Origin of the sequence: Thiomonas sp. UBA7699 (assembly GCF_002482605.1) — a bacterium.
Classification (GTDB): Bacteria; Pseudomonadota; Gammaproteobacteria; order Burkholderiales; family Burkholderiaceae_C; genus Thiomonas; species Thiomonas arsenitoxydans.
In genome coordinates, this window is the sequence record NZ_DLGH01000016.1 from 1 (window position 1) to 23,733 (window position 23,733).

A 23,733-nucleotide genomic window follows, 5' to 3' on the forward strand; every position below is an offset into this window, starting at 1 on the left:
TCCACGATCACTGAAATGCGCACATGGATTCAGAAAAAGCGTTTGCGGATTTGCGAGGAGACCAGATCGATCACGCTCACCGTGACAATGATGATGAGCAGCACGGCCGCGGTCTGGCCGTACTGGAAGGCGCGGATAATTTCCCACAGAATCACGCCGATGCCCCCGGCGCCCACCATGCCCACGACCGAAGCCGAGCGTACATTGGCCTCGAATCGATACAAGGTGTAGGAAATCCACAGCGGAAGCACTTGCGGAATCACTCCGTAGATCACCTCGTGCAGCGCCGAAGCGCCAGTGGAGCGAATGCCTTCGACCGGCTGCGGGTCGACGGCCTCAACGGCCTCGGAGAACAGCTTGGACAGCGTGCCAGTGGTATGCACCCAAAGCGCCAGCACCCCGGCGAACGGCCCCAGGCCGACGGCCACCACGAACAGCATGGCGAAGACCATTTCATTGATGGCCCGAAAGGCGTCCATCAGGCGCCTGACCGGCTGATAGACCCAGGCGGGCACGATGTTCGATGCCGACAGCAGGCCCAGCGGAACGGAACACAGCACGGCCAGCGCTGTTCCCCACACTGCGATCTGCAGGGTGACGACCATTTCCTGAGCATAAACGCGCCAGTCGGTGAAGTCGGGCGGAAAGAAGCCGGCCGCATACGCGGCCATATTGCCCGAGTCGCGCAGTAGGTCGAGCGGGCGGATGTCCGCTCCTTGCCAGGAGGCGGCGAGGATGGCGAGGATCAGTCCCCAGCCGATCAGATGGCCCCAACGCTGCAAGCCGCGCGGTGCAAGATCGGCGGGCAGTGAGGCGGCTTGCGGAAGTGGAGACATGGCGGCAGACAAAAGGGGCAGTGAAGGGACAGTGAAGGCGCGCAGGCTGACCGGGCAGGCGAATGGATCGCCTGCCCGGTCAGCGCCGGTTTGCGGATTACTTCAGCGCAGCGAGCTGCTCATCGATCTTGGCGATCTGGGACTTCTTTTCATTCGCGCTCAGCCTGTCGTCTGCTGCGATCTTCGTGCGCTTGGTGAACAGGGCGAGCTGGCGAATGGGCACGAGCTGGGCATTGGTCGAGGGCTTGAAGCCCGCCAGTCCAAGGCGCTTGAGCGCCTCTTTTTGCTCAGGGGTCTTGCCGTAGTTGAAAAAGAAATCGCCGATCTTGGTCTTCTCGGCCTGCGGCAGATCCTTGCGGTACACCAGCGGATCAGAAGGAATCAGCGGCGACTTCCAGATCACCTTGATCTTGTCGAACTCGGCGGGGTGCACGGCCTTCAGGCGGTCCATGCTCTCGGTGTTGTTGGTCGCCACGTCCACCTGCCCGTTGGCCACCGCCATCGCATTGGTTTCATGGTTGGCCGTGCGCATCACCTTGAAAAAGGTTTTCGGGTCGATATTGTGCTTGGCGAACACGTAGTAGCTCGGCACCAGAAAACCGGAGGTGGAGTTGGGATCACCGTTGCCGAAACTCAACGACTTGCCATTTTTGAGCATGTCGTCGAGGGTGTTGATGGGGCTTTTTTTGTTGACGATGAGCAGCGAGTAGTAGCCTTCCGAGCCATCGGGGGCGATGGTCTGGGCAAAGATTTCGCCATCGGAGCGGTCCACCGCTTCCATGGCCGACTTGTTGCCGAACCACGCCGCCTGCACCTTGTTGAAGCGCATGGCCTCGATCACGCCGGCGTAGTCGGGGGCGAAGAAGGGCTTGACTTCGTAGCCGGTCTGTTTGGCCATCTCCGCCAGCACGGGCTCCCAGTCTTTTTTCAAATTGGTGCTCGCCTCGGTGGAGATGATGCCGAAGTTGAGGGTGGTGGCCTGCGCGGCGGCGCTCAGGCCCAAGACACAGATGGCGGAAATGAGTGCTTTTTTGAGCATGGTGAAACTCCCTGGGGTTGAAAAAAAGTGGGCTCAGGCTGAATTCAGGCCGCTTGGGCCAGGATCTGTCCGGCCTGCAGGTGCGGACCAAACGGCTTGGCCTCGGGGTTGGACTCGGCCTGCGCGGGCATGAGGAGCTCATCGGTCTGCACGCCATAAAGGTTGCGCAGCATGTCCGGGGTGAGCGCGGCCGACGGGCCGTCGTACACCACCCGGCCCGCGTTGAGGGCGATGGTGCGCGGGCAATAGCGCAGCGCCATTTCGACCTGATGCAAAGAGACCAGCACGGTCACGCCATCTTCGCGATTGATGCGGGTGAGAATTTCCATGACCCGGCGCGAAGACTCCGGATCGAGCGAGGCGATGGGCTCGTCGGCGAGCACGACCCGCGCCTGTTGCACTAGGGTGCGGGCAATGGCGGCGCGCTGCTGCTGCCCGCCCGACAGGGTGGAGGCGCGCTGATGTGCCTGCTGCGCAATGCCCACGCGATGCAGCGCTTCAAGGGCGCGTTCGCGCTCCTGGCGGGTGAACCAGCCCGTCCAGCCGCGCAGCCAGTGGGTGCGATGCAACTGCCCCACGAGCACATTGGTGATGACGGGCAGTCGCCCCACCAGATTGAACTGCTGGAACACCATGCCCACGCTGGCGCGCACGCGCCGCACGTCGCGGGCGATGCGGCCGCGGCTTTGCACTACGTCGCCATTGATGCGGATTTCAGAAACAGAGCTTTTGTCTGCAGCCACCAGACCGGCCAGGTGGCGCATGAGGGTGGACTTGCCCGAGCCGGAGGCGCCGATGAGCGCGACCATCTCGCCTTTGCCGATTTGCAAATTGATGTCGCACAGGGCATGGCGTCCGTTGTCAAAGTGCTTGTTCAATTGGGCGATGTGGATGGCGTGAGACATGGCGGCGCGAAATTTGTCTAGACAAGTCGGTAGTCTGCGGCCCTTGTGTGACGCTGGTTTGACGCTTTTTGGAATTTTTTGTTACAGGCGCGGCGAAGTGCTGCACCCAGTTGCGGTCGTTCAAAGCACCCGTCGCCCTTCGCGCCAGACCGCCCGCACCACGGGATGCACCGGGCCATCAGGCAGGCTGATGGGATGAACCTGCACCAGATCGGCGCGCAGGCCCAGGGCGATCTGGCCGCGGTCGGCGAGACCCAGCGCAGTAGCCGGGTGGTGCGTCACCATGCGCACGGCTTGGGGCAGATCAATGCCGTCTCGTTGGTGTAGCGTGAACGCGGCACTCAGCAGACTGCCGGGGACGTAATCGGAAGACAGAATGTCGAGCAGGCCCAGGCGTGCGAGTTCGGCAGCCGCTACATTCCCCGAATGCGAGCCGCCACGCACCACGTTGGGCCCGCCCATCACGGTGGACAGACCCATTTCGCGCGCCATCCGCGCAGCGGCGATGGTGGTGGGAAATTCCGAAATTCGGGCGCCTTCATCGGCCGCTTGCGCCACATGTTCAGGAGTGGTGTCGTCGTGGCTCGCCAGAGTGATGCAGTGGGCTTTGGCGTAGTCGACAAAATAGGCGCGGTGCGGCTTGGCGAAGCGCGTCTGCAATTCGGAGGCCTCGGCCACCTTGGTCTGGAACTTGGCTTCGCTCCAGCCTTTTTTGCCGGTGTAATAAATCCGGGCATGCTCGATGTTTTCCCATTGGCGCTGTCCGGGCGTGTGATCCATGAGCGAAATCAGTTTGAGCAGCGGGTGGTGGTGAAACGGGGTGAACAGGCTGATGGTGTTGGGCGCGGGCAGTTCGCAGCGCACATGCAGCAGATGGTCGGCGCGCAGCACGCCGCGCGCCCTGCAATCGCTCAGGCAGGCGAGCAGGGGGTTCCAGTCCTTGCCGCGCAGGCTGTCGGTGTCGGCCTCGCCCACGCCGATGGCGTCGAGCACAGTGGTGATGCCAGCGGCGGCGATTTCGCCATCGTGCGCCAGCAGCGCGGGCATGACGGCCCAGTGCACGCCGGGGCGCGGCATGAGATGGCGTTCCAGATTGTCGGTGTGCAGCTCGATGAGGCCGGGAATCAGCAGGTCGCCGCCCAGATCGATGGCTTGTGGCGAGGTGGCCGGTTCGGTGTCCAGGCCGCGGATCAGACCGTCCTCGGCGTAAAGGCTGCCGAGGACGATGTCGTCGGTGGTGACGAGGCGGGCATTGGTCAACAGCAGGTTGCTCATGCGGTGTTCCTGAAGGTATGCATCGAAACGCGGCGGGTGGCTACGGCGGCGGCTACGGCGGGGTCGTGGAACACGCCGACCATGGCCGCGCCGCGCGCGCGCGCTTCGCCGATCAACTCGATCACCGTCTGGGTGTTGGCCGCGTCAAGCGAGGCGGTGGGTTCGTCGAGCAGCAGCAAGGCGCGGGGCTTGATCAGGCTGCGGGCGATGTTGACTCGTTGCTGCTCGCCGCCGGAGAACGTGGCCGGGGGCAGCGCCCAAAGTGAGGCGGGAATGCGCAGACGCTCCAGCCATCGCCCCGCTTCCTCGCGGGCAGCCCGCACGGCGGCCTCGTCGGCAGTGCGGCCTTCGAGCAAAGGTTCGGCCACCACATCGATGGTGGGTACGCGCGGGATGACCCGCAGGAACTGGCTGACGTAGCCGATGGTCTGCTGGCGCAGGGCCAGCAGCTCGCGCGGCGAGGCGCGCGCGAGGTCGATGGCGTCTGGCGTGCCCGGATGCAGCAAGATCCGACCCTCATGCGCGCGGTAATTGGCGTAGATGAGTTTGAGCAGGGTGCTTTTCCCCATGCCCGAAGGGCCGTCGAGCACCACGCATTCACCGCGATGCACTTGCAGATCGACATGCTGCAGGACGTCGATCACGGCGCCGTGCTGTTGATGCAGGACGAAGCGCTTGCTCAGGTTTTCGATGTGCAGGAGAGGGGAAGTCATGACGGCAACACCGAGGAAACGAGGAGTTGGGTGTAGGCGTGTTCGGGGTCGTCGAGCACTTGATCCGTGAGGCCGGATTCGACGACCTGCCCGCGCCGCATGACCAGGGTGCGGTGGGCCAGCAGCCGCGCCACGGCGAGGTCGTGCGTGACCAGAATGGCCGCGAGCCCGAGCTGGCGGGTGAGGTGGCGCAGCAAATCGAGCAGCCGCGCCTGCACCGAGACATCCAGCCCCGAGGTGGGCTCGTCGAGGAACATCAGCCGGGGCAGGCTGATGAGGTTGCGGGCGATTTGCAGCCGCTGTTGCATGCCGCCGGAGAACTTGTCGGGCGTGTCGTCGATGCGCGCCGGGTCGATTTCCACCCGTTCCAGCCACATCAGCGCCTGGCTTCTGAGGTCGGCGTAATTGCGCTGGCCCAGCGCCATGAGCCGTTCGGCCACATTGGCTCCGGCGGACACGTTCATGCGCAGTCCGTCGGCGGCGCGCTGGTGCACGAAGCCCAGATCGGTGCGGGCCAGCGCGCGGCGTTCGCCTTCGGGCAGTGCGTATAGATCGCTGGGGCCGTGTCCGCGCCGATTGAACAGCATGCAGCCGTCATCGGGCGGCGCATGTCCGGCCAGGCTGTGCAGCAGAGTGCTTTTGCCCGAGCCGGATTCACCGACGATAGCCAGCACCTCGCCGGGCCAGAGATCGAAGGACACGTCATCGACCGCACGCAGGGCGCCGAAATGGCGCTGCAGGTGCTGCACTTGCAACAGCGGGGCGGATGCGTCGGCCGCCTGGGTTTCAGCGCGGGACATGGGGCGTTTCCTCTGAACGGGTTTGTTGCTGCGCGTTCTGGCGGCTGGCGCAGTAGTGCGTGTCGGAGCAGACGAACAGGCGTCCGCCCTGATCGTCGGTGATGATCTCGTCGAGATAGCTGTCGGTGGCGCCGCACAGTGCGCAGGGCTGCGACCAGCGCGGCACGGTGAAGGGATGGTCGTCGAACGCCAGACTCTCCACCGGGGTGTAGGGCGGCACGGCGTACAGGCGCTTTTCGCGGCCCGCGCCGAACAGATGCAGGGCCGGACTCATGTGCAGTTTGGGGTTGTCGAACTTGGGGATGGGCGAGGGCGCCATGACGTAACGACCATTGACGAGCACGGGATAGTCGTAGGTGGTGGCGATGTGGCCGTAGCGGGAAATATCCTCGAACAGCTTGACGTGCATGAGTCCGTACTCGGCCAGACCGTGCATCTTGCGGGTTTCGGTCTCGCGGGGTTCGAGGCGCTGCATCGGCTCGGGCACGGGCACCTGGTAGACCATGATCTGGCCTTCGCGCAGCGGGGTTTCGGGAATGCGGTGCCGGGTCTGGATGATGGTCGCGCGCGAGGTGTCCGTCGTCACTTCCACTCCGGCCGTGCGCTGGAAGAAGCGGCGGATGTTCACCGCGTTGACGGTATCGTCCGAGCCTTGGTCGATGACCTTGAGTACGTCGTGCGCGCCCAGCACGGAGGCCGTGACCTGAATGCCGCCCGTGCCCCAGCCATAGGGCAGGGGCATTTCGCGCGAGCCGAAGGCCACCTGGTAGCCGGGTATGCAAACGGCTTTGAGCAAGGCGCGGCGGATCATGCGCTTGGTGCGTTCGTCGAGGTAGGCGAAGTTGATCGGCGCGTCGTTCGATTTGGATGAGGAAGGCGTCATGGCGCGTCTGTCTCCGGGGTCTGCTGTGCCTGGGCGGCGCGCATCTTGCGCACCAGATCGAGTTCGGACTGGAAATCGACGTAATGCGGCAGCTTGAGGTGTTGCACAAAGCCCGAGGCTTCGAGGTTGTCGCTGTGCGAGAGCACAAACTCCTGCATCTGCGCGGGCGATTGCACGTCTTCGCCGAGTTCGGGGGCACGCAGCGCGCGATCGACCAGACTCATGGCCATCGCCTTGCGCTCGCTGTGGCCGAAGGCCAGACCGTAGCCGCGGGTGAACTGCGGCGGCGCGGTCTTGCTGCCCGCGAACTGGTTGACCATCTGGCATTCGGTGAGCTCGATCTCGCCGATGGACAGCGGGAAGTCGAGTTCTTCGGGGGCGAGCACCACATCCACCGTGCCGAAGCGGATCTCGCCGACAAAGGGGTGGCTGTGGGTATAGCCGCGCTGGGTGGAATAGCCCATCGCCAGCAGAAAACCCTCGTCGCCGCGCGCGAGATTCTGCAGCCGGGTGGCGCGGTCGGCGGGAAAGCGCAGCGGCTCGCGGGTGAGGTCGTGCGGCGCGGGGTCGCCCTCTGGAATGGGGTGGGTCTCCACCAGCCCTTCCTGATCGAGCAGATCGACCACGCTGCGGTGCGAGCCGATGTCTGCGTCTTGCGCAGTTTTCTCCGGCTCGGCGGCGGCGGGGCTGGGCGCTTGCCCCGCCCGATCGAAGGTCAGATCGAAGTCAAGCAGGCGCTGGGTGTAGTCGTAAGTTGGCCCCAGTATCTGGCCGCCGGGAAGGTCTTTGAAGGTGGCAGAAATGCGGCGCAACACGGTCATGCGCGCCGTGTCCAGCGGCACGCTGTAACCCAGCCGCGGCAGCGTGGTGCGATGCGCGCGCAACAAAAAGATGGCTTCCACTGTATCGCCGGCGGCCTGTTTGAGCGCCAACGCGGCCAGGTCAGGGTCGTAGAGCGAGCCCTCGGCAATGACGCGGGCCACGGCCAGCCGGAGTTGCTGGCGGATTTGCGCTAGGCTGAGTTCGGGCACGGCCGGGTCGCCCCGCCGTTCTTCGGCCAGCAGCTTCTGGCTGTTGAGAATGGCGGTCTCGCCTCCTTTGACGGCAACGTACATGAATCAACTCCCGATGCGGGTGGTGCGCGGCAGGCCGACCAGCTGGTCGCCTGCGCACAGCAGCAGATCGACGCCTTGTGGAAACCGGGCGTGGTTGTCGGCCCACTGCGCCAAAAAGTCAGCGGGAAGTCCATCGGCCTGCAGGGTTTGCGTACCCCGAATGCCGGGGCCGCTCAGCGTCCAGCCGGGGGTGTGGGCCAGCGCATCCACTTGCACCAGACAAGTCGCGCTGAGTTCCGGCTCGTATTCAGTGCCGCAGGCCAGCATGGACAGTGCGGGCAGTTCGGCGCCGCTGGCGGCCCAGATGAACTGCGCCTGCTGCGCGTTCTCAACGATCTGGCAGCCGGTGTGAAACCGCAGATTGGCGACGGCGGCGTCTTGCCGCAAGGCGGGCGAAAGCCAGAGCGTGCAGTCCTGGTCGAGCAGGGCCAGCAGCACATTGACTGCCGCTGGCTGCGCCTGAGCAATTGGCAGTCGCGCATCGCTGCGCACGGTTTGAATCTGGCCGGGACGCGCGAAGGCATCGAGCACGGCGCGAAAGACGGTCTGGCTGTCCTGCACCGGGTTGGAAAAGCCGGGAGCTAGGGCGCTGAGGGTCGAGGCTGAGGAGGGGGTAAGGTTCATGCGTCGTCCTCTTCGCTCTCAGCCGTCTGACCCTCTCGCGCCAGGGTGAAAAACTCCACCTTGGTGGCCTGGGTATGGGCCGTGCGAGCGCGGTGCGCTTCGGCCAGACTGGCCTCGATGCGGGTGAGCAAATCGGCGGGCACTTTGGCCTGGCAGGCCGGGTCTTGCAGCAGGGCGTCGGCGGTGGCGGCGAGTTCGGCGTGGCGCTTGCTGCGCCCCAGCACATAAGCCACGCCCACGGCCTCGCAGGCAACCACAGCGGGATCAGGCCGCAGCGCGCAGCGCGTGACCGAGGCTTCTCCCAGATTGAACCGCTCACCCGTGCCGCCCGCACGTGCCTGCAGCATGACTAACCCGGTTTCAGGGGCGCGCAACCATTGCGGGTGCGCGCCGCAAAATGGCGCCAGGGCCGACTCCAGCAGATCGAGCGGGGCCCGGGCGAGCAGTTCCATCCAGTGCTGGCGGGGCGGACCCGCAGGATGGGAGGGTATGCCATGAAAGTGCAACATCAGCGTGTTAGCCTCAAAGTTGTCTAGACAAATTGATGGCATGAAGCGTAAGCGCAGCGCATGTCTGTTTCGTGACAAAGGCCCTCATGCACACTGAAGAAAAAAACCAGCAAGATCCTCTCCTGCCCGAACGCGAAAGCCTGTGGGCCACCATTGCCGAGCAGCTCACGCAGGACATCGCCCGGGGCGAACATCCCCCGGGCGCGCGCTTGCCGACTGAGCACCGGCTGGCCCAGCAGTTCGGCGCCAACCGGCATACGGTGCGGCGGGCCTTGTCCAGTCTGGCCGCGCGTGGGCTGGTGCGCATGGTGCAGGGCAGCGGCACTTACGTCGAAGATTTCGCCGTGGACGTGGCGCTCGGACGACGCACCCGCCACAGCGAGAACATGCTGGCTGCGGGTCTCGAGGGCGAGCTGCAGGTGGTGCGATGGCTGCATCTGCGCGCCAACGCCGAGATTGCGCATGCGCTGGAATTGCCGCCGCGCAGCCGGGTGCTGCAGATCGACGTGCTCGGTTTGGCCAACTCGCGTCCGCTGCATTTCAGCCAGCGCTGGTTTCCGCTGCCGCGCTTCGAGGGGCTGGCCAGCGGCGTGGAGCAGACCGGCTCCATTACCCGGGCCTTCGCCATGCGGGGGGTTGCAGACTACCAACGGCGGGAAAGCCGTATCGCCGCCATCCTGCCCGACGCGCTGGTGGCGCAGTTTCTGCGTCAGCCCGCACAGCGGCCGGTGCTGCAGGTACACAGCGTCAACGTCGATCTGCAAGGCACGCCCATCGAATATGCGACGGCCTGGTTCGCGGGCGACCGCATCACTCTGAAGGTGCGGCACGATGTTTGAACAGGCGCGTTATGCGGTGTATTTTTCACCTCCACCTGGCTCAGCTTGGGCCGAGGCGGGAGCGCGTTGGTTGGGTCGGAGCTATTTCGAGACCAATGAAGCCCGCGCAACCGGCGGGCCAGCCTTGCCGCAAGGCTGGAACGAGGCCGCCTTCGCCGCCATCACCCGTGCGCCGCGCCGCTACGGCTGGCATGCCACGCTCAAAGCGCCTTTTCGTCTGGCGGCGGGGCGCACCGAGGCCGAGCTGTTGGCGGCGGTGCAGGCGCTCGCCGCGCAGAGTCCCCGGTTCAAGCTGCCGACACTGGCGGTGCAGCGCATGGGGCATTTTCTGGCGCTGGTTCCGCAGCAGCCCAGCGCCGAGTTGCAGGCGCTGGCCCAGCGCTGTGTGGTCGAGCTGCACGATTTTTCCGCCCCGCTCGATGAGGCCGACATCGCCGCGCGCATCGCGCAAGGGCGGCTGGACGATGAACAGCAGGCCCTGCTGGGCCGCTGGGGCTATCCGCATGTGATGCACCGCTTTCGTTTTCACATGACGCTGAGTGGCGATCTGTCCGGGCTGAGCGCGGCGCAACAGGCCACACTCGAAGCGCAGGCGCACGCGCTGTTCGACCGCCTGCCGCAGCCGCTTTGCCTGGATGCGCTTTCGCTGCTGATTGAACCTGCCAGGGGGGCGGATTTCCGCCTCATCGTGCAGGCGTCGCTGCGATGAGCACCGGTCGCCTGATCTACCTCATCGGCCCTTCAGGCGCAGGCAAAGACAGCGTACTGGCCTGGCTGATGCAGCACGCTGAACCGCAGGACAGGCTGTATTTGGCGCGACGCTGTATTTCCCGGCCCGGCCTTGATGCCAGCGAGGCGCATGAAGCCCTCACCCCGCAAACCTTCGCCACCTTGCGCGATGCCGGTGCATTCGCCATGCATTGGGTGGCCAACGGGCTTGCGTACGGCGTGCGTCATGCCGAGCTGGCGCCCCTGCAAGAGGGTCGCACTGTGCTGGTGAATGGCTCGCGCGGTTGGCTGGAAGAGGCGCGCCGCAATTTTCCGAACTTGATCGTGGTGCAGATCAAGGCATCGCCCGAGGTGCTCGCCCAGCGTCTGCAGCAACGCGGACGGGAGACTCCCGACCGCATTGCCGCCCGGCTGGATCGCGCGCGCAGGCTCGATCTTGCGCCGCGCGAAGTGGACATCAGCATCGTGAACGACACCACGCTCGATGCGGCTGGAGCGGAGCTGCTGCGCAGGCTCAGGCTCAGACGCAGCATCAGTCCGCTTGACTGAATTTGCACGACCTTGAGGTCGAAAACAAGCAGAAGGGCGTGTACTCGAAAGGTTCTTATGTTTGACGGGAGCAGGCCCGCTGCAAAAAAGCGGTGACCTGGGGCATCTCGAGCAGAAAAGCGTCCATCGAATCATGCCCGCCGGGGCCGATGTGCAGTTGCACGCTGTCGCGCGCTGCGGCGGCCAGCAGTCGGTGCGCATCTTCCACCGGCACCGTGGTGTCGTGCTCGCCGTGCATCAGCAGCACGGGGCAGCGCAGTTGCGGCAGGGTGGTGAGCGGGGCGATGGTGTCGAAGCGATAGCCGATGGTGCGCTGCACATACTGCAGGATGTAGGGGCCGATGACGGCATCTGGCAGGTTTTGTTCGGCCATCCAGCGCTGCATCATGTCGGCGGGGTGGGCGAAGGCGGCCAGGCTGACGACGGCGGCGATTTGCGGCCGCCAGGTGGCCGCCAAAAGCACCGCGCCCGCGCCGACGGAATGGCCGAGCAGGGCGATGCGGCTTGGGTCGATGTCGGGTTGGGCGGCCAGCCAGTCCACCGCGTGCACCGTGTCTTCGGCGAAGCGCGGCAGCGAGGTGAAGGGCTCGTCATCGCTGGCGCCGTGGCAGCGGGTGTCGATGAACAGCAGCGCAAGCCCGGCGGCATGCAGCGCCGGGGCCAGCGGCAGCATGAGGTCGGCATTGCTGCCCCAGCCATGCACGATGACGAGAGCGGGCGAGGGGCGAGCCACGGTTGGCAGCGCGGGCAGATGCCAGGCATGCAGGGTTTTGCCGTTGGCGGTGGGGATGCGCACCGTGGCAAACGCCAGGCCGAAGTCGGCCGGGCTGCGGGTGTGCGCTAGGCGCGGGGCGCGCAGGCTGCGGCGCAGCCCCCAATGGAGCAGCGGCCGCAGCGGCGGCGTGGTCATCCACGGCAGCACCGTGGGCAGCAGAGCAGAGACGAGTTTGGAGCGCGACATGGACTGCGCAGTGTAGGGGCGGGGGTGGGCCGCTGCGGCATCGGTTCCAATAGTGTTTTGACTCTCGACACGAACCCATGCAATTCGTTCTGCGCCAACCCGATCCCCGCGCTCAGCACCGGCTGCAAGAGGCCGGCACGCATCCTTTGCTGGCGCAGTTGTTCGCCGCGCGCGGGGTGAAAGAGGCGGACGAGCTGGAGCTGGCCTTGCCGCGTCTGCTGCCCCCCAAACAGCTCAAGGGCGCGGAGGACGCCGCGCGCGTGCTGGCCGATGCCATAGCGCGCGGCGAGCGCCTGCTCATCGTTGCAGATTACGACTGCGACGGCGCCACCGCCTGCGCCGTGGGGCTGCGCGGCTTGCGGGCGATGGGGGCGGCGGTTTCCTACCTCGTGCCCAACCGCTTCACCACGGGCTATGGCCTGTCGCCCGCGGTGGTGGAGTTGGCGCTGAAGCACGCCGATGGCAAGCCCGACTGGATCGTCACCGTGGACAACGGCATCGCCAGTGTCGAGGGCGTGGCGCGGGCGCGCGAGCAGGGCATTCGCGTGCTCGTCACCGACCACCACCTGCCGGGCGACACGCTGCCCGAGGCCGAGGTCATCGTCAACCCGAACCAGCCGGGCTGTGACTTTCCGAGCAAGTCCATTGCCGGGGTCGGTGTGATGTTTTATGTGCTGCTGGCGCTGCGGTCTGAATTGCGCCAGCGCGGGGTGTTCGACGCCACGACTCAACCGCGCCTCGACGCCTTGCTCGACCTCGTGGCCCTGGGCACTGTGGCCGACGTGGTGCGGCTGGATGCCAACAACCGGCTGCTGGTGGCGCAGGGGCTCAAGCGCATCCGCGACGGGCGCATGCAGCCGGGTGTTGCCGCGCTGCTGCAGGTGGCGGGGCGCGAGGCGGCGCGGGTGAACAGCGCCGATCTGGGCTTCGCGCTGGGGCCGCGCATCAACGCCGCGGGGCGCTTGGCGGATATGACCGTAGGCATCGAGTGCCTCGCCACAGACGACCCCGCCCGCGCGCTGCAACTCGCGCAACTGCTCGACACCTTCAACCGCGAGCGGCGCAGCATCGAAGACGGCATCAAGGCCGAGGCGCTGGCCATGCTGGAGGGGCTGGATCTCGGTGCGGAAGGCAGCGCCCCCGCCATCAGCCTGTTCGCGCCCAACTGGCACGAAGGCGTGATCGGCATCGTCGCCGGGCGCATCAAAGACCGTGAGCATCGTCCTACCTTTGTGTTCGCCCCGGCTGAAGACGGCACGCTGCGCGGCTCGGGCCGCTCGATTGCCGGGTTTCATCTGCGCGACGCGCTCGATCTCGTCTCCAAGCGCGAGCCGGGTCTGTTGCTGCGCTTCGGCGGCCACGCCATGGCGGCGGGTTGTTCCTTGGTGGACGATGGCTTCGAGCGCTTTCGCGCCGCGTTTGCGCAAGTGGCCGCCGAATGGCTGGCGCCGGCCCAGTTGCAGCGCTGCATCGAGGTGGACGGGCCGCTACCCGCGCAATGGCTGCTGCCCGAAATGGCGTCGCTGCTTGCTGCGCAGGTGTGGGGGCAGGGCTTCGCCGCGCCGCTGTTCAGCGCCCGGGTACAGGTGCGACAGCAGCGGCTGCTCGGCGAACGGCATCTCAAAGCCAAGGTGCGGCTGCTCGACGGCGAGGGCGCGCCCGGCAACGCGCAGTTCGACCTCGTGGCTTGGGGCCGCACCGATTTTCTGCCCGATGAGGCGCGCATCGCCTACCGGCTGGAGAGCAATACCTGGCAGGGCATCACCCAGGTGCAATTCGTGCTGGAGGCCATCGAAGGCTGAAGACGCGCGTCCGAAAACCTCGCTGCGCTCGGTTATCGCCCCAAAGGGCTATCAGCGCCGCGTTGCGCGGCGCTGCACGCAGTCCACATAGGCGGCGCCATCCGGGGGCAGACCGCTGTGCTGCGCCGTCCACAACATCTCGCCCAGGCATTCCATGATGGCGTGGTGCGCTTCGTGTTCGCCCCGCTTGCTGCGCAGCAGCTCGAAGGCCTGGCGGATGCCTGGCGGCTGGTCGATGGACACCTGCTCGGCGATCGACAGATGCATCGACAGATGCAGAAACGGGTTGGTGCGGCCCTGCTCCACGGCGTAGTCGCGGCTGGCGCTTTGCGGGTCGGAGAGTTCGGCGTGGTATTCGGGGTGCAGTTCCATCCAGTCTGCCGCGATGAGTTCCAGCGGCGTGAGCACGCCGCCAGCACGATGCCGCTGCCAGGCGGAAAGAAAAAACTGCCGAACCTCGTCTTTGCTGGGATTGAACATGGTGGGCGTATTGTCCTGCAGCCGATCCGCCCGTGATTCGCATGCACTTACAAATCGGTTTTGAGCGACCATTTCAGCTTGTTCTCAGGAGACTCACCATGCCCATGATCGACGCCAGCGCCCTGCGCCAACTGTTTGACCAAGCCCGCACGCACAACGCCTGGCTGGACCAGCCCGTGCCCGAGCACCTGCTGCACCAGCTCTACGACCTGATGAAATGGGGGCCAACCTCGGCCAACTGCTCCCCGGCGCGCATCGTGTTTGTGCAGTCGCAGGAGGCCAAGGCCCGCCTTGCGCCCTGCATGAGCGAGGGCAACCGGGCCAAGACGCTCAAAGCGCCGGTGACCGCCATCATCGGCATGGATATGGCGTTTTACGAACAGCTGCCGAAGCTGTTTCCGCACAATCTCGACGCGCGCAACTGGTTTGCGGGCAAGCCGGATTTCATCGCCTCCTCGGCGATGCGCAACTCCAGCCTGCAAGGCGGCTACTTTATTCTCGCGGCCCGCGCGCTGGGCCTGGACTGCGGCCCGATGAGCGGTTTCGATGCCGATGCGGTGAACGCCACATTTTTCGCGGGCACCGAAGTCAAGGTGAACTTTCTGTGCAATCTCGGCTATGGCGACGCCAGCGCGTTGTTCCCCCGCAGCCCGCGTCTGAGCTTCGAGCAGGCTTGTCGCATCGCATAGGGCGCGCGTGCGCGGCGTGGAGTTTGTGCGTAGGTTCTGGTAATTTCGTACCCATCGCCAGAACACAAAGCAGAAAGGACGCCTCATGCCGGTCATCGTTGTCGCCAATCCCAAGGGCGGGGTGGGTAAATCCACCCTGTCCACGCAGGTTGCCGGATTTTTCGCCAGTCAAGGCCATGGGGTCATGCTGGGCGACTCCGACCGGCAGGAATCGGCCCGCCTCTGGCTGTCGCTGCGCGATTCAGCGCTGCCGCGCATCGACACCTGGGAGATGAGCTTTGATTACATCGCCAAACCGCCCAAGGGCACGACCCACGCGGTGATCGACACCTCCGCCGGGCTGCATGGCTGGCGGCTGAACGATGTGATGAAACAGGCCGACAAGGTGCTGGTGCCGCTGTCGGCGTCGATTTTCGACATCTACGCCACGCAGGAATTCCTGGAAAAACTGCGCGAGGCGCGCGAAAAACACGGCTTCGATGTGGGCCTGGTGGGCGTGCGCATCGACCCGCGCACCCATGCCGCCGAGCAATTACAAGCCTTCGTGACGCAAAGCGGCCTGCCGATGCTGAGCAATCTGCGCCAGACTACGCTGTACCCGCAGATGGCCGCGCACGGCCTCACCCTGTGGGACCTGCCGCCTAGCCAGGCGGCCAAAGACCTGGAGCAATGGCAGCCCATCACTCGCTGGCTGCAGCAGCCGTCAGGGCGCGGGTAAAAAAATAGGCACATCCTGCAAACATTGCGTCGGATGTGCCCAAGCTGCAAGGAAGCTGGCGGCTGTGGTTTTTAGGGAGTTTCGCTCTGCCGTTTTGTCGAAGGGATGGTTTCGGCCCGCCTCAGGCGGCACGTTCGGGTTGCGCGACGAGACCGAGCGCCGGGCGGTTGACGCGGAACAAGCGCGGGCCGACATGCTCGAGCAGCTTGTCGCGCTCGAACTGGGCGATCACGCGGCTGGCCGTTTCGAGCGCCACCCCGAGCATGGCGCCGAGGTCGCTGCGCTTGGGCAGGGTGATGGTGTCGTTGAGTTCCGGGTCGGCCAGTTTGAGCAGCAGACGAGCCATGCGCGCGGGTATCGCGCCCGAGCCGAGCAGCAGCGCCCATTCGTCGGTATCGCGCAGCGCACGGTGCCAGCGCTCCAGAAACTCCTGGCGCAGATTGGGCACCTGCTCTTCCATTTTGCGAATCACTTCCACCGGAATGCGGCACACCCGCACCGCGCCGATGGCCGAAGCGTGATGCATATAGGGCTCTTGAATGAAGCATTCCAGCCCGATCAGATCGCCGCGCCGCGCCACGCGGGTGATGCGGCGGGTGCCGTCGGGCAGCACGCGTTCCAGCTTCACATAGCCGGTCTTGATGGTGTAGAGCCAGTCTCCCCGCTGCCCTTCGCTGAACAGCTGCTGTCCAGGGGCAAATTGCATGTCGTCGATGACCTGATGGAAGGTGTCGAAGTCTTCCATGCGCAGCGCGCCGAACAGCGCAATACGGCGCACGCCGCAGCTGCGACAGTCGGAAGCGCCGCGCCAGGCGTTGACCACCTCGGTATGCGCCAGGCGGTTGGCTTCCGGCTGCTTGCTGCGCGGCAAGGTTTTGCGCAGGGTCGCGAGCGGAATCGCCGTGGTTGTCTGCGGATTGGCAAAAGTGGTTTCCATAACTCGCTTTCATTGATTTAGCGCAATATTAGCGAGTACTGATATGGCCTTGTCAATATAGGGAATTCACCGTGATAACTAGGACTAACCCTGATTTTTGGCGCGCTTCATTGCGGAATGTCGATTTTTGCAGCGCACAAAACTGAGGCAATCTGTCGCGGGTGCGGTGGCTCTTTGTGCCCAATCCGCGACAACCTGACACACCCGCGCCGCCCGGGACGGTTTGCCGATCCGCCTACACTGCAACGCTTTTCAGCCTGTAAAGACGAAAGGCGCGATCACCATGATGGATGTGCACACTCTGGCCGCACGCGATGTGCGGCGGGCTTTGGAGGAGGATCTGGGCAGCGGCGACCTCACCGCTGCGCTCATCGACCCGCAGGCCGTGGCGCGTGCCACGGTGCGCAGCCGTGAGGCCGCGCGGTTGTGCGGCACGCCGTGGGCCAATGCCTGCGTGCGCGCGCTCGACCCGGCGGCGCATTTGGAGTGGTTAGCGCCTGAAGGCGCTACGTTGCAAGCAGATGCTGTGTTTTTGGAGATCAGAGGCAACGCACGTGCGCTGCTCAGCGCCGAGCGGACGATGCTCAATTTCCTGCAATTGCTCAGCGCAGTGGCCACGCGTACCGCGCAGTATGTGGACGCCGTGCGCGGCACACGGGCGCAAATTGTCGATACCCGAAAAACCCTGCCGGGCTTGCGTCTGGCGCAGAAATACGCGGTGCGTGTGGGCGGTGGAATGAATCACCGCATCGGCCTGTTCGACGCTGTGCTGATCAAGGAAAACCATATCGCCGCCGCAGGCGGGGTGGCACTGGCGCTGCAAAGGGCGCAGGCGGTGGCGGCGCAGGCGCAGTTCATCCAGATCGAGGTGGAAACCCTGGCCCAGCTCGACGAGGCTCTGCGCGCAGGCGCGCGTATGGTGCTGCTGGACAATATGTCGCTCGATCAACTGCGCGAGGCGGTCCGCCTCACCGGCCAGCGCGCCGTGCTGGAAGTGTCTGGCGGGGTGGATCTGCAAACCGTGCGTGCCATTGCAGAAACCGGCGTGGACCGCATCTCCGTTGGCAAGCTGACCAAGGATGTGCAGGCCGTCGATCTGTCGATGCGTTTTACGGCGCTTTGATTTGTTGCGCATTCATTCAAGAGGAAGTCTGCATGTCCGCCACTTTTTCGATCGCATTTGATAGCCCGGTCAGCGGCACCGCGCAGGCCTGGGCGCGCGTGCCCGTGGAGCCCAGCCCCGCCGAGCGTGACGCGCTGATGGCGCGCTGCGCCCAACTGCTGCGCACGCAGGACGCTGTCTTGGTGGCGCATTACTACACCCATCCCGATCTGCAGGATCTCGCGCAGGCCACGGGCGGGCTGGTGGCCGATTCGCTGGAAATGGCGCGCTTCGGCGCTCGTCATCCAGCGCGCACCCTGGTCGTCGCCGGGGTGCGTTTCATGGGCGAGACCGCCAAGATGTTGTCCATGGGCAAGCGCGTGCTCATGCCCGACCTCGACGCCAATTGCTCGCTCGATCTGGGTTGCCCCGCGCGGCAGTTCAGCGCCTTCTGCGATGCCCATCCCGACCGTACCGTGGTGGTTTACGCCAACACCAGCGCGGCGGTGAAGGCGCGCGCCGACTGGGTCGTGACGTCGAGCTGCGCGCTCGACATCGTGGCGCATCTGCATGCGCGCGGCGAAAAAATCCTGTGGGCGCCCGACCGCCATCTGGGCGGCTATATCGAGCAGCAAACCGGCGCCGACATGCTGCTGTGGCAGGGCTCCTGCATCGTGCACGACGAATTCAAGGCGCTGGAGCTCGAACTGCTCAAGGCCGAGCATCCCAAAGCGCGCGTGCTGGTGCATCCCGAAAGCCCGTCGGCGGTGGTCGCCCTGGCCGACGTGGTGGGCTCGACCTCGCAGATCCTCAAGGCGGCGCGCGAGCTCGACGCGCCTGAATTCATCGTCGCCACCGATGCCGGCATGTTCCATGCGCTTGAGCAGCAAAATCCCGGCAAGACCTTCATCGCCGCGCCCACCGCGGGCAATGCCGCCACCTGCAAGAGCTGCGCGCATTGCCCATGGATGGCGATGAACAGCCTGGCTGGCTTGGCGCGTGTGTTGGAGACCGGGGCGAATGCCATCGAACTCGACGCCGCCCTGGCCGCCCGCGCCCGTGTGCCGGTGCAGCGCATGCTCGACTTCACAGCAGCGCAAAAGACTGCAGCGATGGCGGGCAGTCTGGTTCCCGGCATCGGCGCGGCGTAGCTGGCGCCGACGCACCAAGCTGGCGCGCTACCGCGTTTTGTTGAAACGCTATCGCGTTTTGCTGAAACGCTACCGCGTTTTATTGAAACGCTATCGCGTTTTCATGATGCGCGCCTTTTCCCGTTGCCAGTCGCGCTTAGCTTCGGTGTCGCGTTTGTCGTGGTCTTTTTTGCCCTTGCCCAGCGCTAGATCGAGCTTGACCCGGCCGCCCTTGTAATGCAGGTTGATGGGCACCAGGGTGTAGCCGCGTTGCTCGACCTTGCCGATGAGCTTGCGGATTTCATCCTTGTGCATCAGGAGTTTGCGCGTACGCGACGCGTCCGGCCGCACATGGGTGGAGGCGCTGTTGAGTGCGGTGACGTTCATGCCGATCAGAAACAGCTCGCCGTTGCGGATGACCACATAGCCGTCGGTGAGTTGCACCTGCCCGGCGCGCACGGATTTGACCTCCCATCCTTCGAGCACGATGCCCGCTTCGAAACGGTCTTCGAGGAAGTAATTGAAATGGGCCTTGCGGTTTTCGGCGATGCTCATGCGGGGAATATGGGGCGTTCGGCCCTCAATACAATCATCTCATTCTAAGAAGCCTTGATCCGCCCACGTTCGCCCATGCCCCAGGTTCACAAATCCGTCCTCATCTGGTACAGCCCGCAAGAGATGTACGACCTGGTCACCGATGTGGCCGCCTATCCGCAGTTCCTGCCCTGGTGCGGGGGCGCCTCGGTGCAGTCGGAAGAGGGCGATACGGTGCGCGCCAGTGTGACCATCGACTTCAAGGGCATCCGCCAGAGCTTCACCACGCAAAACACCAACGTGCCCGGTCAGGAAGTGCGCATGCGGCTGGTGGACGGGCCGTTTTCCGCCCTGCACGGGCGCTGGGTGTTCAACCCCCTGGCCGACGGCAAGGCATGCAAGGTCGAGTTTTTGCTCGACTACAAGTTCTCCAACTTTCTGGTGGAGAAGGTCATCGGCCCGGTGTTCAACCATATCGCCAGCAGCTTTGTCGATGCCTTCGTGCAGCGCGCCAAGCAGGTTTATGGGCCGCGTTGAGGCCGCCGTGGTGACGCCGTGGTGAATATTGCGGTGTTCTATGCGCCCGAAAGAGGCGAACCCGACTTGAGGCGGTTGGCGCTGCCAGCAGGCGCCACGGTTGGCCAGGCGCTGCAGGCCAGCGGCATCCTCGACGACCATCCCGAATTGACCTGGATCGACATCCTCTACGGCATCGACGGCCAGCGCGTCACGCCGCAGCGGGTGCTTCAGGACGGCGACCGCATCGACCTTTGCCGTCCCTTGCAGGTCGATCCCATGACCGCGCGGCGCTTGCGGGCTGCCGCCTCAAAGCCACGCCGCTGAGACCTCGGGCGGTATTTCGGCGGGCGGACCTTCGAACTGCGTGAGGCCGTCACCGAGCACGATGACGCGACCCGCCAGCTCGCGCGCCCACGGCTTTTGCTCGACCAGGAGAACGCCCAGCCCCTGCTCCTGCAGTTGCTGGATGAGCTTGGCCGTCGCGGCCACGCGCTGCGGCGCCAGACCTTCGGTCGGCTCATCGAGCAGGAGCAGATCGGGGTTGCCCATCAGGGTGCGGGCGATGGCGAGCATTTGCTGTTCGCCGCCGGACAGCGCCTGGGCGGGCGCGTGCAGCCGTGGCGCCAGCGCCGGAAACAGGGCCAGCACCGCCGCCTCGTTCCAGCGCGACGGGCCCGTGCGCGCGGCTATTCGCGCGGGCTTGGCGCCCAAAAGCAGGTTCTGCCGCACGCTCAGACGCGGAAAAATCTCGCGCTGCTCCGGCACATAGCCCAGCCCCAGCCGGGCGCGGCGGTGCGCGGGCAGGCCGAGCAGTTCTTGTCCGGCAAGACTTGCGCGGCCCGTTGCGGGAATGAGGCCCATCAGCGACTTGAGCAAGGTGCTGCGCCCGCTGCCATTACGCCCGAGAACAAGCAGCAATTCCCCCGCTCGCAGTTGCAGATGCACGCCGCGCAGCACCTGCACCGGCCCGTAGCCCGCCTGCAGCGAGCGAACATCGAGCAGCGCGCCTTTCTCGGGCGGGAGCTTCATGGCGCCGTGCCCAGATAGACCGCCTGCACCTGTGCGTCGTGGCGAATGACCTCGGGCGCGCCGTCGGCCAGCACGCGGCCCTGATGCAGCACCACCACCCGCGTGGCTAGGCGGAACATGGCGTCTGGGTCGTGCTCGATCAGCAGCAGGGTGCGGTCGCCGCAGAGCTGCTCGATCAGGTCGAGCATGTGCGCGGCCTGCGCCCGGCTCATGCCGGCGGTGGGCTCGTCGAGCAGCAGCAAAGGCGCGCGGTTGATCAGCCCGAGGCCGAGTTCCAGCGCGCGCAGGCGGGCATAGTCGATGTTTTGCACCGGCATATCGGCGCAGTCTTGCAGTTGCAGCGCCCGCAGCCAGTGGGCGACCTGCTGCTGCAGTTCGGCATCGCGTCGGTACGGCAGCCACCAGCGCCGTGCCGGTTGTGCCGCAAGCAAGCAGGCGCGCAGATTGTCCGCCACGCTCAAGCGGGAAAAAACCTGCGGCGACTGGAAGCTGCGGCCGATGCCCGCCCGTGCGATCTGCGCGGGATTCAGGCGGTCGATCCGTCGGCCCGCCAGCCACACGCTCCCGGCGCGCAAGGGGCGCAGGCCGCTGATCAGCTGAAACAAGGTGGATTTGCCCGCACCGTTGGGGCCGATGAGGGCCACCCGTTCGCCAGCCTCGATCTGCAGATTCAGATCGGTGAGGATGGGCTGGCCGCCGAGTACGCAGTGCACGCCGCGCACGTCGAGCAGGGGCGGGCGCTCGGTGGCGTTGAATGCGGCGTTGAGTGTGGCGTTCATTCGCGGGCTCCGCCTTCGCGCAACTGCGGCGCCAGCGCCCGCCACACCAGGGCGCCCAGCCCCGCGCCTGTGGAGGCCAGCAGCGCCGCGCCGACCCAGACATCGGCGCTGCCGATCGGTAGCGGCACGCCATACAGCCGCAGAGTGCTGCCCACCAGCAGTTGTTGACGCACGGCGTAGAGCAGTTCGACCAAGCTGCTCGCGCCGATGATCGCGAGCGCGCCGCAGAGCAAAAGGGCGGCTAGGCCCCACAGCAGATCAGGATTGCGGCGGGCGCGAAGCCCTTGCGCCAAATCGCACAAGACCCCGCTCAAACCCTGCGGCGCCCAGATCACGATGGCGAGAAAGCCGAGCCCGACATACAGCGTCCAGGCCTGCGAAACCGAGGCCAGAACCGACTCGCTGCCCACCATCAAGCCCGCGCCCAGCAAGGCACCCCAAGCCGTGCCGCTGCCTGCGGCCAGGCTGAACAGCAGGGCCATGCTCGATTGCGGCAGCCCGAGCGATCCGGCGCTCACCTGTTCGAGCCGCAGGGTTTGCAAGGCGCCGGACAGGCCCGCGAGAAAGGCGCTCACCACCACCAGTTGCAGCCGAACCCGTCGCGGTGTGGCGCCGCTGACCGCAACGCGCAAGGGGTCGTCGCGCACCGCGCGCGCCAGCAGGTCGAGCCGGGTGCCGTCGAGCCCGCGCAGCAAGACCGCGCCCAGCAGCACATAAGCGGCGCTCACGCCATAGACTTGCCGCTGGGACAGCAGATCGAGCCCCAGCCAGACCGGCCCGGCGGTGCGGTCGGTGGAAACACCGCCTTCCCCGCCGAAAAACCCCTGCAGCATGGGTGCGGCCAGCGCTACCAGCAGGCCCAGACCCAGTGTGATCATGGCAAAGCTCAAACCGCCTCGCCGCACGCTGATCGGGCCGAGCACCAGCGCCACGGCCAAGGCAAACGCCCCGCCATACAAGGGCGCCAGGGCAAAGGGCAGCGGCCAGCCGGAGGCGGCTATCGTGTTCATCGCATGCGCGGCGGCATAGGCGGCCAGCCCCGCATACATCGCCTGCCCGAAGCTGAGCAGCCCGGCGCGGGTGACCAACAGCCCCACCGACAGCAGCAGTAGCCAGGCGCTGGCCAGTTGCGACAGCAGGCTGAAACCGGCGCTGCTCAGCGGCAAGGCCAGCGGCAGCGCGACCAGCAGCGAAAACATCGCAGCGCGGCCGCGCGCCGGGGCGGGCACGGCGGCGTTCACAGCGCCTCGTCCCGAGACAGCACGCGCGTCAGCCCCTGCGGGCGCAGCGCCAGCACCCCGACCAGCAGCACATAAGGCAGCAGCGGTGCGGCGCGGGCCAGGTCGAGGTGCAGCAGGCTGGGGAGAATGCCGTCGCTCGCAGGCCAGGCGGCCGGGGCGTTCCAGCCCAGACGTTGCAGGCCGTCAGCCAAGGAGCCGTTGACGGCCACGGCCAGGGTCTGCACCTCGCCCACCAGCAGCGCACCCAGCAGCGCGCCGCGCAACGACCCCAGACCGCCGATGATGATGACGGCAAACAGCAGCGCGCCCATTTGCGCGGCCATGTCCGGCTCGGTGACGAGCAGCGGCCCCCCCACCGCACCGGCCAGCCCGGCCAGTGCGCCGCCCACGGCAAACACCCCGGTCTGCACCGCGCGTACATCGTGCCCCAGAGCCGAAGTCATGGGCGCGTGCGTCAGCGCGGCCTGCACGATCAGCCCGGCGCGCGTGCGCCACAGCAGCAGCCAGGCCAGCGCCAGCGCGGCCAGCGCCGTCGCCATGACAAAGCCGCGGTACACCGGAAAATCCACCCCGCTCAAGGTGAACAGCGCGCCCTGCAGCGATGCGGGTATGGCATAGGGCACCGAGCCGCTGCCCCACAACAGCCGGGCCGCTTCCACCAGCACCACGCCGAAGGCGAAAGTGGCGAGCAACTCCGGCAGATGCCCCTGCGCGCGCAGACGCCGCAACACGCCGACTTCAAACCCGGTGGCCACCACGGCAACGCCCAGCGGCGCAAGCAGCAGTCCGCCCCAGAAGCCCAGCCACTGGCCGCTTTGCCAGGCCAGATAGGCGCCGAGCATGTAGAAACTGCCGTGGGCGAAATTGAGTACGCCCAGCAGCGAAAAGATCAGCGTCAGCCCTGAGGCGAGCAGGAACAGCAGCAGGCTGTAGCTCAGGCCATTGAGGGCGGAGAGTGCGAGCGCCTCCATGCAGCAGCCGTGGCCAGGGATCAGA

The 23,733-nt window shown here is 65.8% G+C and carries 28 protein-coding genes; 10 read left to right on the plus strand and 18 right to left on the minus strand.

From position 1 onward, the window contains the following. Positions 1–29: 29 nt before the first annotated feature. The 10 genes from phnE to phnG all read right to left on the minus strand — a co-directional run bounded on the left by phnE (position 30) and on the right by phnG (position 8,699). Positions 30–836 carry a phosphonate ABC transporter, permease protein PhnE gene (gene phnE / locus B3H47_RS06230; protein ID WP_286986484.1) on the minus strand — a complete coding sequence of 269 codons (807 nt, stop codon included), beginning with the start codon at positions 834–836 and terminating at the stop codon, positions 30–32. A gap of 97 nt (positions 837–933) precedes the next feature. Continuing rightward, positions 934–1,875, minus strand: coding sequence for a phosphonate ABC transporter substrate-binding protein (gene phnD, locus B3H47_RS06235; protein ID WP_286986485.1), 942 nt, complete (start codon positions 1,873–1,875; stop codon positions 934–936). Between the two features lie 44 nt (positions 1,876–1,919). Further along, positions 1,920–2,780, minus strand: a complete 861-nt coding sequence (gene phnC / locus B3H47_RS06240; protein ID WP_286986486.1) for a phosphonate ABC transporter ATP-binding protein — start codon at positions 2,778–2,780, stop codon at positions 1,920–1,922. 120 nt (positions 2,781–2,900) lie between these two features. Then, the gene (locus B3H47_RS06245; RefSeq protein WP_286986487.1) at positions 2,901–4,055 is read right to left on the minus strand and encodes an alpha-D-ribose 1-methylphosphonate 5-triphosphate diphosphatase; all 1,155 of its coding nucleotides are present in this window, start codon (positions 4,053–4,055) and stop codon (positions 2,901–2,903) included. Next, the gene (phnL, locus tag B3H47_RS06250) at positions 4,052–4,768 is read right to left on the minus strand and encodes a phosphonate C-P lyase system protein PhnL (RefSeq protein ID WP_286986488.1); all 717 of its coding nucleotides are present in this window, start codon (positions 4,766–4,768) and stop codon (positions 4,052–4,054) included. Before phnL ends, B3H47_RS06245 begins: the two co-directional genes overlap by 4 nt. Next, positions 4,765–5,568, minus strand: coding sequence for a phosphonate C-P lyase system protein PhnK (gene phnK / locus B3H47_RS06255; protein ID WP_286986489.1), 804 nt, complete (start codon positions 5,566–5,568; stop codon positions 4,765–4,767). The genes phnL and phnK overlap by 4 nt, the downstream gene beginning before the upstream one ends. Next, complete coding sequence (locus tag B3H47_RS06260; RefSeq protein ID WP_286986490.1) at positions 5,555–6,451, minus strand: alpha-D-ribose 1-methylphosphonate 5-phosphate C-P-lyase PhnJ; 897 nt, start codon at positions 6,449–6,451, stop codon at positions 5,555–5,557. Before B3H47_RS06260 ends, phnK begins: the two co-directional genes overlap by 14 nt. Continuing rightward, positions 6,448–7,566 carry a carbon-phosphorus lyase complex subunit PhnI gene (locus B3H47_RS06265; RefSeq protein WP_286986491.1) on the minus strand — a complete coding sequence of 373 codons (1,119 nt, stop codon included), beginning with the start codon at positions 7,564–7,566 and terminating at the stop codon, positions 6,448–6,450. Before B3H47_RS06265 ends, B3H47_RS06260 begins: the two co-directional genes overlap by 4 nt. Before the next feature lie 3 nt (positions 7,567–7,569). Then, positions 7,570–8,190 (minus strand): phosphonate C-P lyase system protein PhnH, encoded by a 621-nt coding sequence (gene phnH / locus B3H47_RS06270; RefSeq protein WP_286986492.1) that lies wholly within the window; start codon positions 8,188–8,190, stop codon positions 7,570–7,572. Next, positions 8,187–8,699 carry a phosphonate C-P lyase system protein PhnG gene (gene phnG, locus B3H47_RS06275; RefSeq protein WP_286986493.1) on the minus strand — a complete coding sequence of 171 codons (513 nt, stop codon included), beginning with the start codon at positions 8,697–8,699 and terminating at the stop codon, positions 8,187–8,189. Before phnG ends, phnH begins: the two co-directional genes overlap by 4 nt. An 86-nt stretch (positions 8,700–8,785) precedes the next feature. On the opposite strand from phnG, the gene phnF reads away from it, so the two are divergent. The 3 genes from phnF to phnN are packed head-to-tail and all read left to right on the plus strand — an operon-like array spanning position 8,786 to position 10,816. Beyond that, positions 8,786–9,538, plus strand: coding sequence for a phosphonate metabolism transcriptional regulator PhnF (gene phnF / locus B3H47_RS06280; protein WP_286986494.1), 753 nt, complete (start codon positions 8,786–8,788; stop codon positions 9,536–9,538). Next, positions 9,531–10,247 (plus strand): DUF1045 domain-containing protein, encoded by a 717-nt coding sequence (locus tag B3H47_RS06285; protein WP_286986495.1) that lies wholly within the window; start codon positions 9,531–9,533, stop codon positions 10,245–10,247. Before phnF ends, B3H47_RS06285 begins: the two co-directional genes overlap by 8 nt. Then, positions 10,244–10,816, plus strand: a complete 573-nt coding sequence (gene phnN / locus B3H47_RS06290) for a phosphonate metabolism protein/1,5-bisphosphokinase (PRPP-forming) PhnN (protein WP_286986496.1) — start codon at positions 10,244–10,246, stop codon at positions 10,814–10,816. Before B3H47_RS06285 ends, phnN begins: the two co-directional genes overlap by 4 nt. 55 nt (positions 10,817–10,871) lie before the next feature. Here the strand turns inward: phnN and B3H47_RS06295 are convergent, their stop codons facing one another. Then, a complete protein-coding gene (locus tag B3H47_RS06295) occupies positions 10,872–11,777 on the minus strand; it encodes an alpha/beta hydrolase (protein ID WP_286986497.1) in 906 nt (301 codons plus the stop codon). Positions 11,778–11,854: 77 nt separating this feature from the next. Here B3H47_RS06295 and recJ point away from each other — a divergent pair, with 77 nt between their 5' ends. Further along, complete coding sequence (gene recJ, locus B3H47_RS06300; protein ID WP_286986498.1) at positions 11,855–13,579, plus strand: single-stranded-DNA-specific exonuclease RecJ; 1,725 nt, start codon at positions 11,855–11,857, stop codon at positions 13,577–13,579. Between the two features lie 51 nt (positions 13,580–13,630). Here the strand turns inward: recJ and B3H47_RS06305 are convergent, their stop codons facing one another. Further along, entirely contained in the window at positions 13,631–14,059 is a 429-nt protein-coding gene (locus tag B3H47_RS06305) for a DUF1841 family protein (protein ID WP_286986499.1), read from the minus strand. A 98-nt stretch (positions 14,060–14,157) separates the two neighbouring features. On the opposite strand from B3H47_RS06305, the gene B3H47_RS06310 reads away from it, so the two are divergent. Continuing rightward, positions 14,158–14,748, plus strand: a complete 591-nt coding sequence (locus B3H47_RS06310; RefSeq protein WP_156053177.1) for a malonic semialdehyde reductase — start codon at positions 14,158–14,160, stop codon at positions 14,746–14,748. Between the two features lie 85 nt (positions 14,749–14,833). Beyond that, complete coding sequence (locus B3H47_RS06315) at positions 14,834–15,466, plus strand: ParA family protein (RefSeq protein ID WP_013105188.1); 633 nt, start codon at positions 14,834–14,836, stop codon at positions 15,464–15,466. 121 nt (positions 15,467–15,587) lie between these two features. On the opposite strand, the gene B3H47_RS06320 is transcribed toward B3H47_RS06315, so the two are convergent. Next, positions 15,588–16,403, minus strand: a complete 816-nt coding sequence (locus B3H47_RS06320) for a Crp/Fnr family transcriptional regulator (protein ID WP_013122609.1) — start codon at positions 16,401–16,403, stop codon at positions 15,588–15,590. Between the two features lie 283 nt (positions 16,404–16,686). On the opposite strand from B3H47_RS06320, the gene nadC reads away from it, so the two are divergent. Both nadC and nadA read left to right on the plus strand, forming a co-directional pair. After that, positions 16,687–17,526 (plus strand): carboxylating nicotinate-nucleotide diphosphorylase, encoded by an 840-nt coding sequence (gene nadC / locus B3H47_RS06325; RefSeq protein ID WP_276709861.1) that lies wholly within the window; start codon positions 16,687–16,689, stop codon positions 17,524–17,526. A gap of 32 nt (positions 17,527–17,558) precedes the next feature. Further along, entirely contained in the window at positions 17,559–18,656 is a 1,098-nt protein-coding gene (nadA, locus tag B3H47_RS06330; protein ID WP_286986500.1) for a quinolinate synthase NadA, read from the plus strand. Between the two features lie 90 nt (positions 18,657–18,746). On the opposite strand, the gene smpB is transcribed toward nadA, so the two are convergent. Then, entirely contained in the window at positions 18,747–19,190 is a 444-nt protein-coding gene (gene smpB / locus B3H47_RS06335) for an SsrA-binding protein SmpB (protein WP_286986501.1), read from the minus strand. A gap of 75 nt (positions 19,191–19,265) precedes the next feature. On the opposite strand from smpB, the gene B3H47_RS06340 reads away from it, so the two are divergent. Continuing rightward, positions 19,266–19,706 carry a type II toxin-antitoxin system RatA family toxin gene (locus B3H47_RS06340; RefSeq protein ID WP_013105194.1) on the plus strand — a complete coding sequence of 147 codons (441 nt, stop codon included), beginning with the start codon at positions 19,266–19,268 and terminating at the stop codon, positions 19,704–19,706. 18 nt (positions 19,707–19,724) lie between these two features. Further along, on the plus strand, positions 19,725–20,012 hold the full coding sequence (locus B3H47_RS06345) for an RnfH family protein (RefSeq protein WP_286986502.1): 288 nt from the start codon (positions 19,725–19,727) through the stop codon (positions 20,010–20,012). Here the strand turns inward: B3H47_RS06345 and B3H47_RS06350 are convergent. From B3H47_RS06350 to B3H47_RS06365, 4 genes are read right to left on the minus strand one after another with little or no spacing between them, the layout of a single operon-like run. After that, positions 19,995–20,717 carry an ABC transporter ATP-binding protein gene (locus B3H47_RS06350; RefSeq protein ID WP_286986503.1) on the minus strand — a complete coding sequence of 241 codons (723 nt, stop codon included), beginning with the start codon at positions 20,715–20,717 and terminating at the stop codon, positions 19,995–19,997. The two genes, B3H47_RS06345 and B3H47_RS06350, sit on opposite strands and share 18 nt — an antisense overlap. Next, positions 20,714–21,496: an ABC transporter ATP-binding protein gene (locus tag B3H47_RS06355; RefSeq protein WP_286986504.1), complete on the minus strand. Its 783-nt coding sequence runs from the start codon at positions 21,494–21,496 to the stop codon at positions 20,714–20,716. The genes B3H47_RS06350 and B3H47_RS06355 overlap by 4 nt, the downstream gene beginning before the upstream one ends. Further along, positions 21,493–22,737 (minus strand): branched-chain amino acid ABC transporter permease, encoded by a 1,245-nt coding sequence (locus B3H47_RS06360; RefSeq protein ID WP_286986505.1) that lies wholly within the window; start codon positions 22,735–22,737, stop codon positions 21,493–21,495. The genes B3H47_RS06355 and B3H47_RS06360 overlap by 4 nt, the downstream gene beginning before the upstream one ends. Then, on the minus strand, positions 22,734–23,708 hold the full coding sequence (locus B3H47_RS06365) for a branched-chain amino acid ABC transporter permease (protein ID WP_286986506.1): 975 nt from the start codon (positions 23,706–23,708) through the stop codon (positions 22,734–22,736). The genes B3H47_RS06360 and B3H47_RS06365 overlap by 4 nt, the downstream gene beginning before the upstream one ends. Between the last annotated feature and the right edge of the window lie 25 nt (positions 23,709–23,733).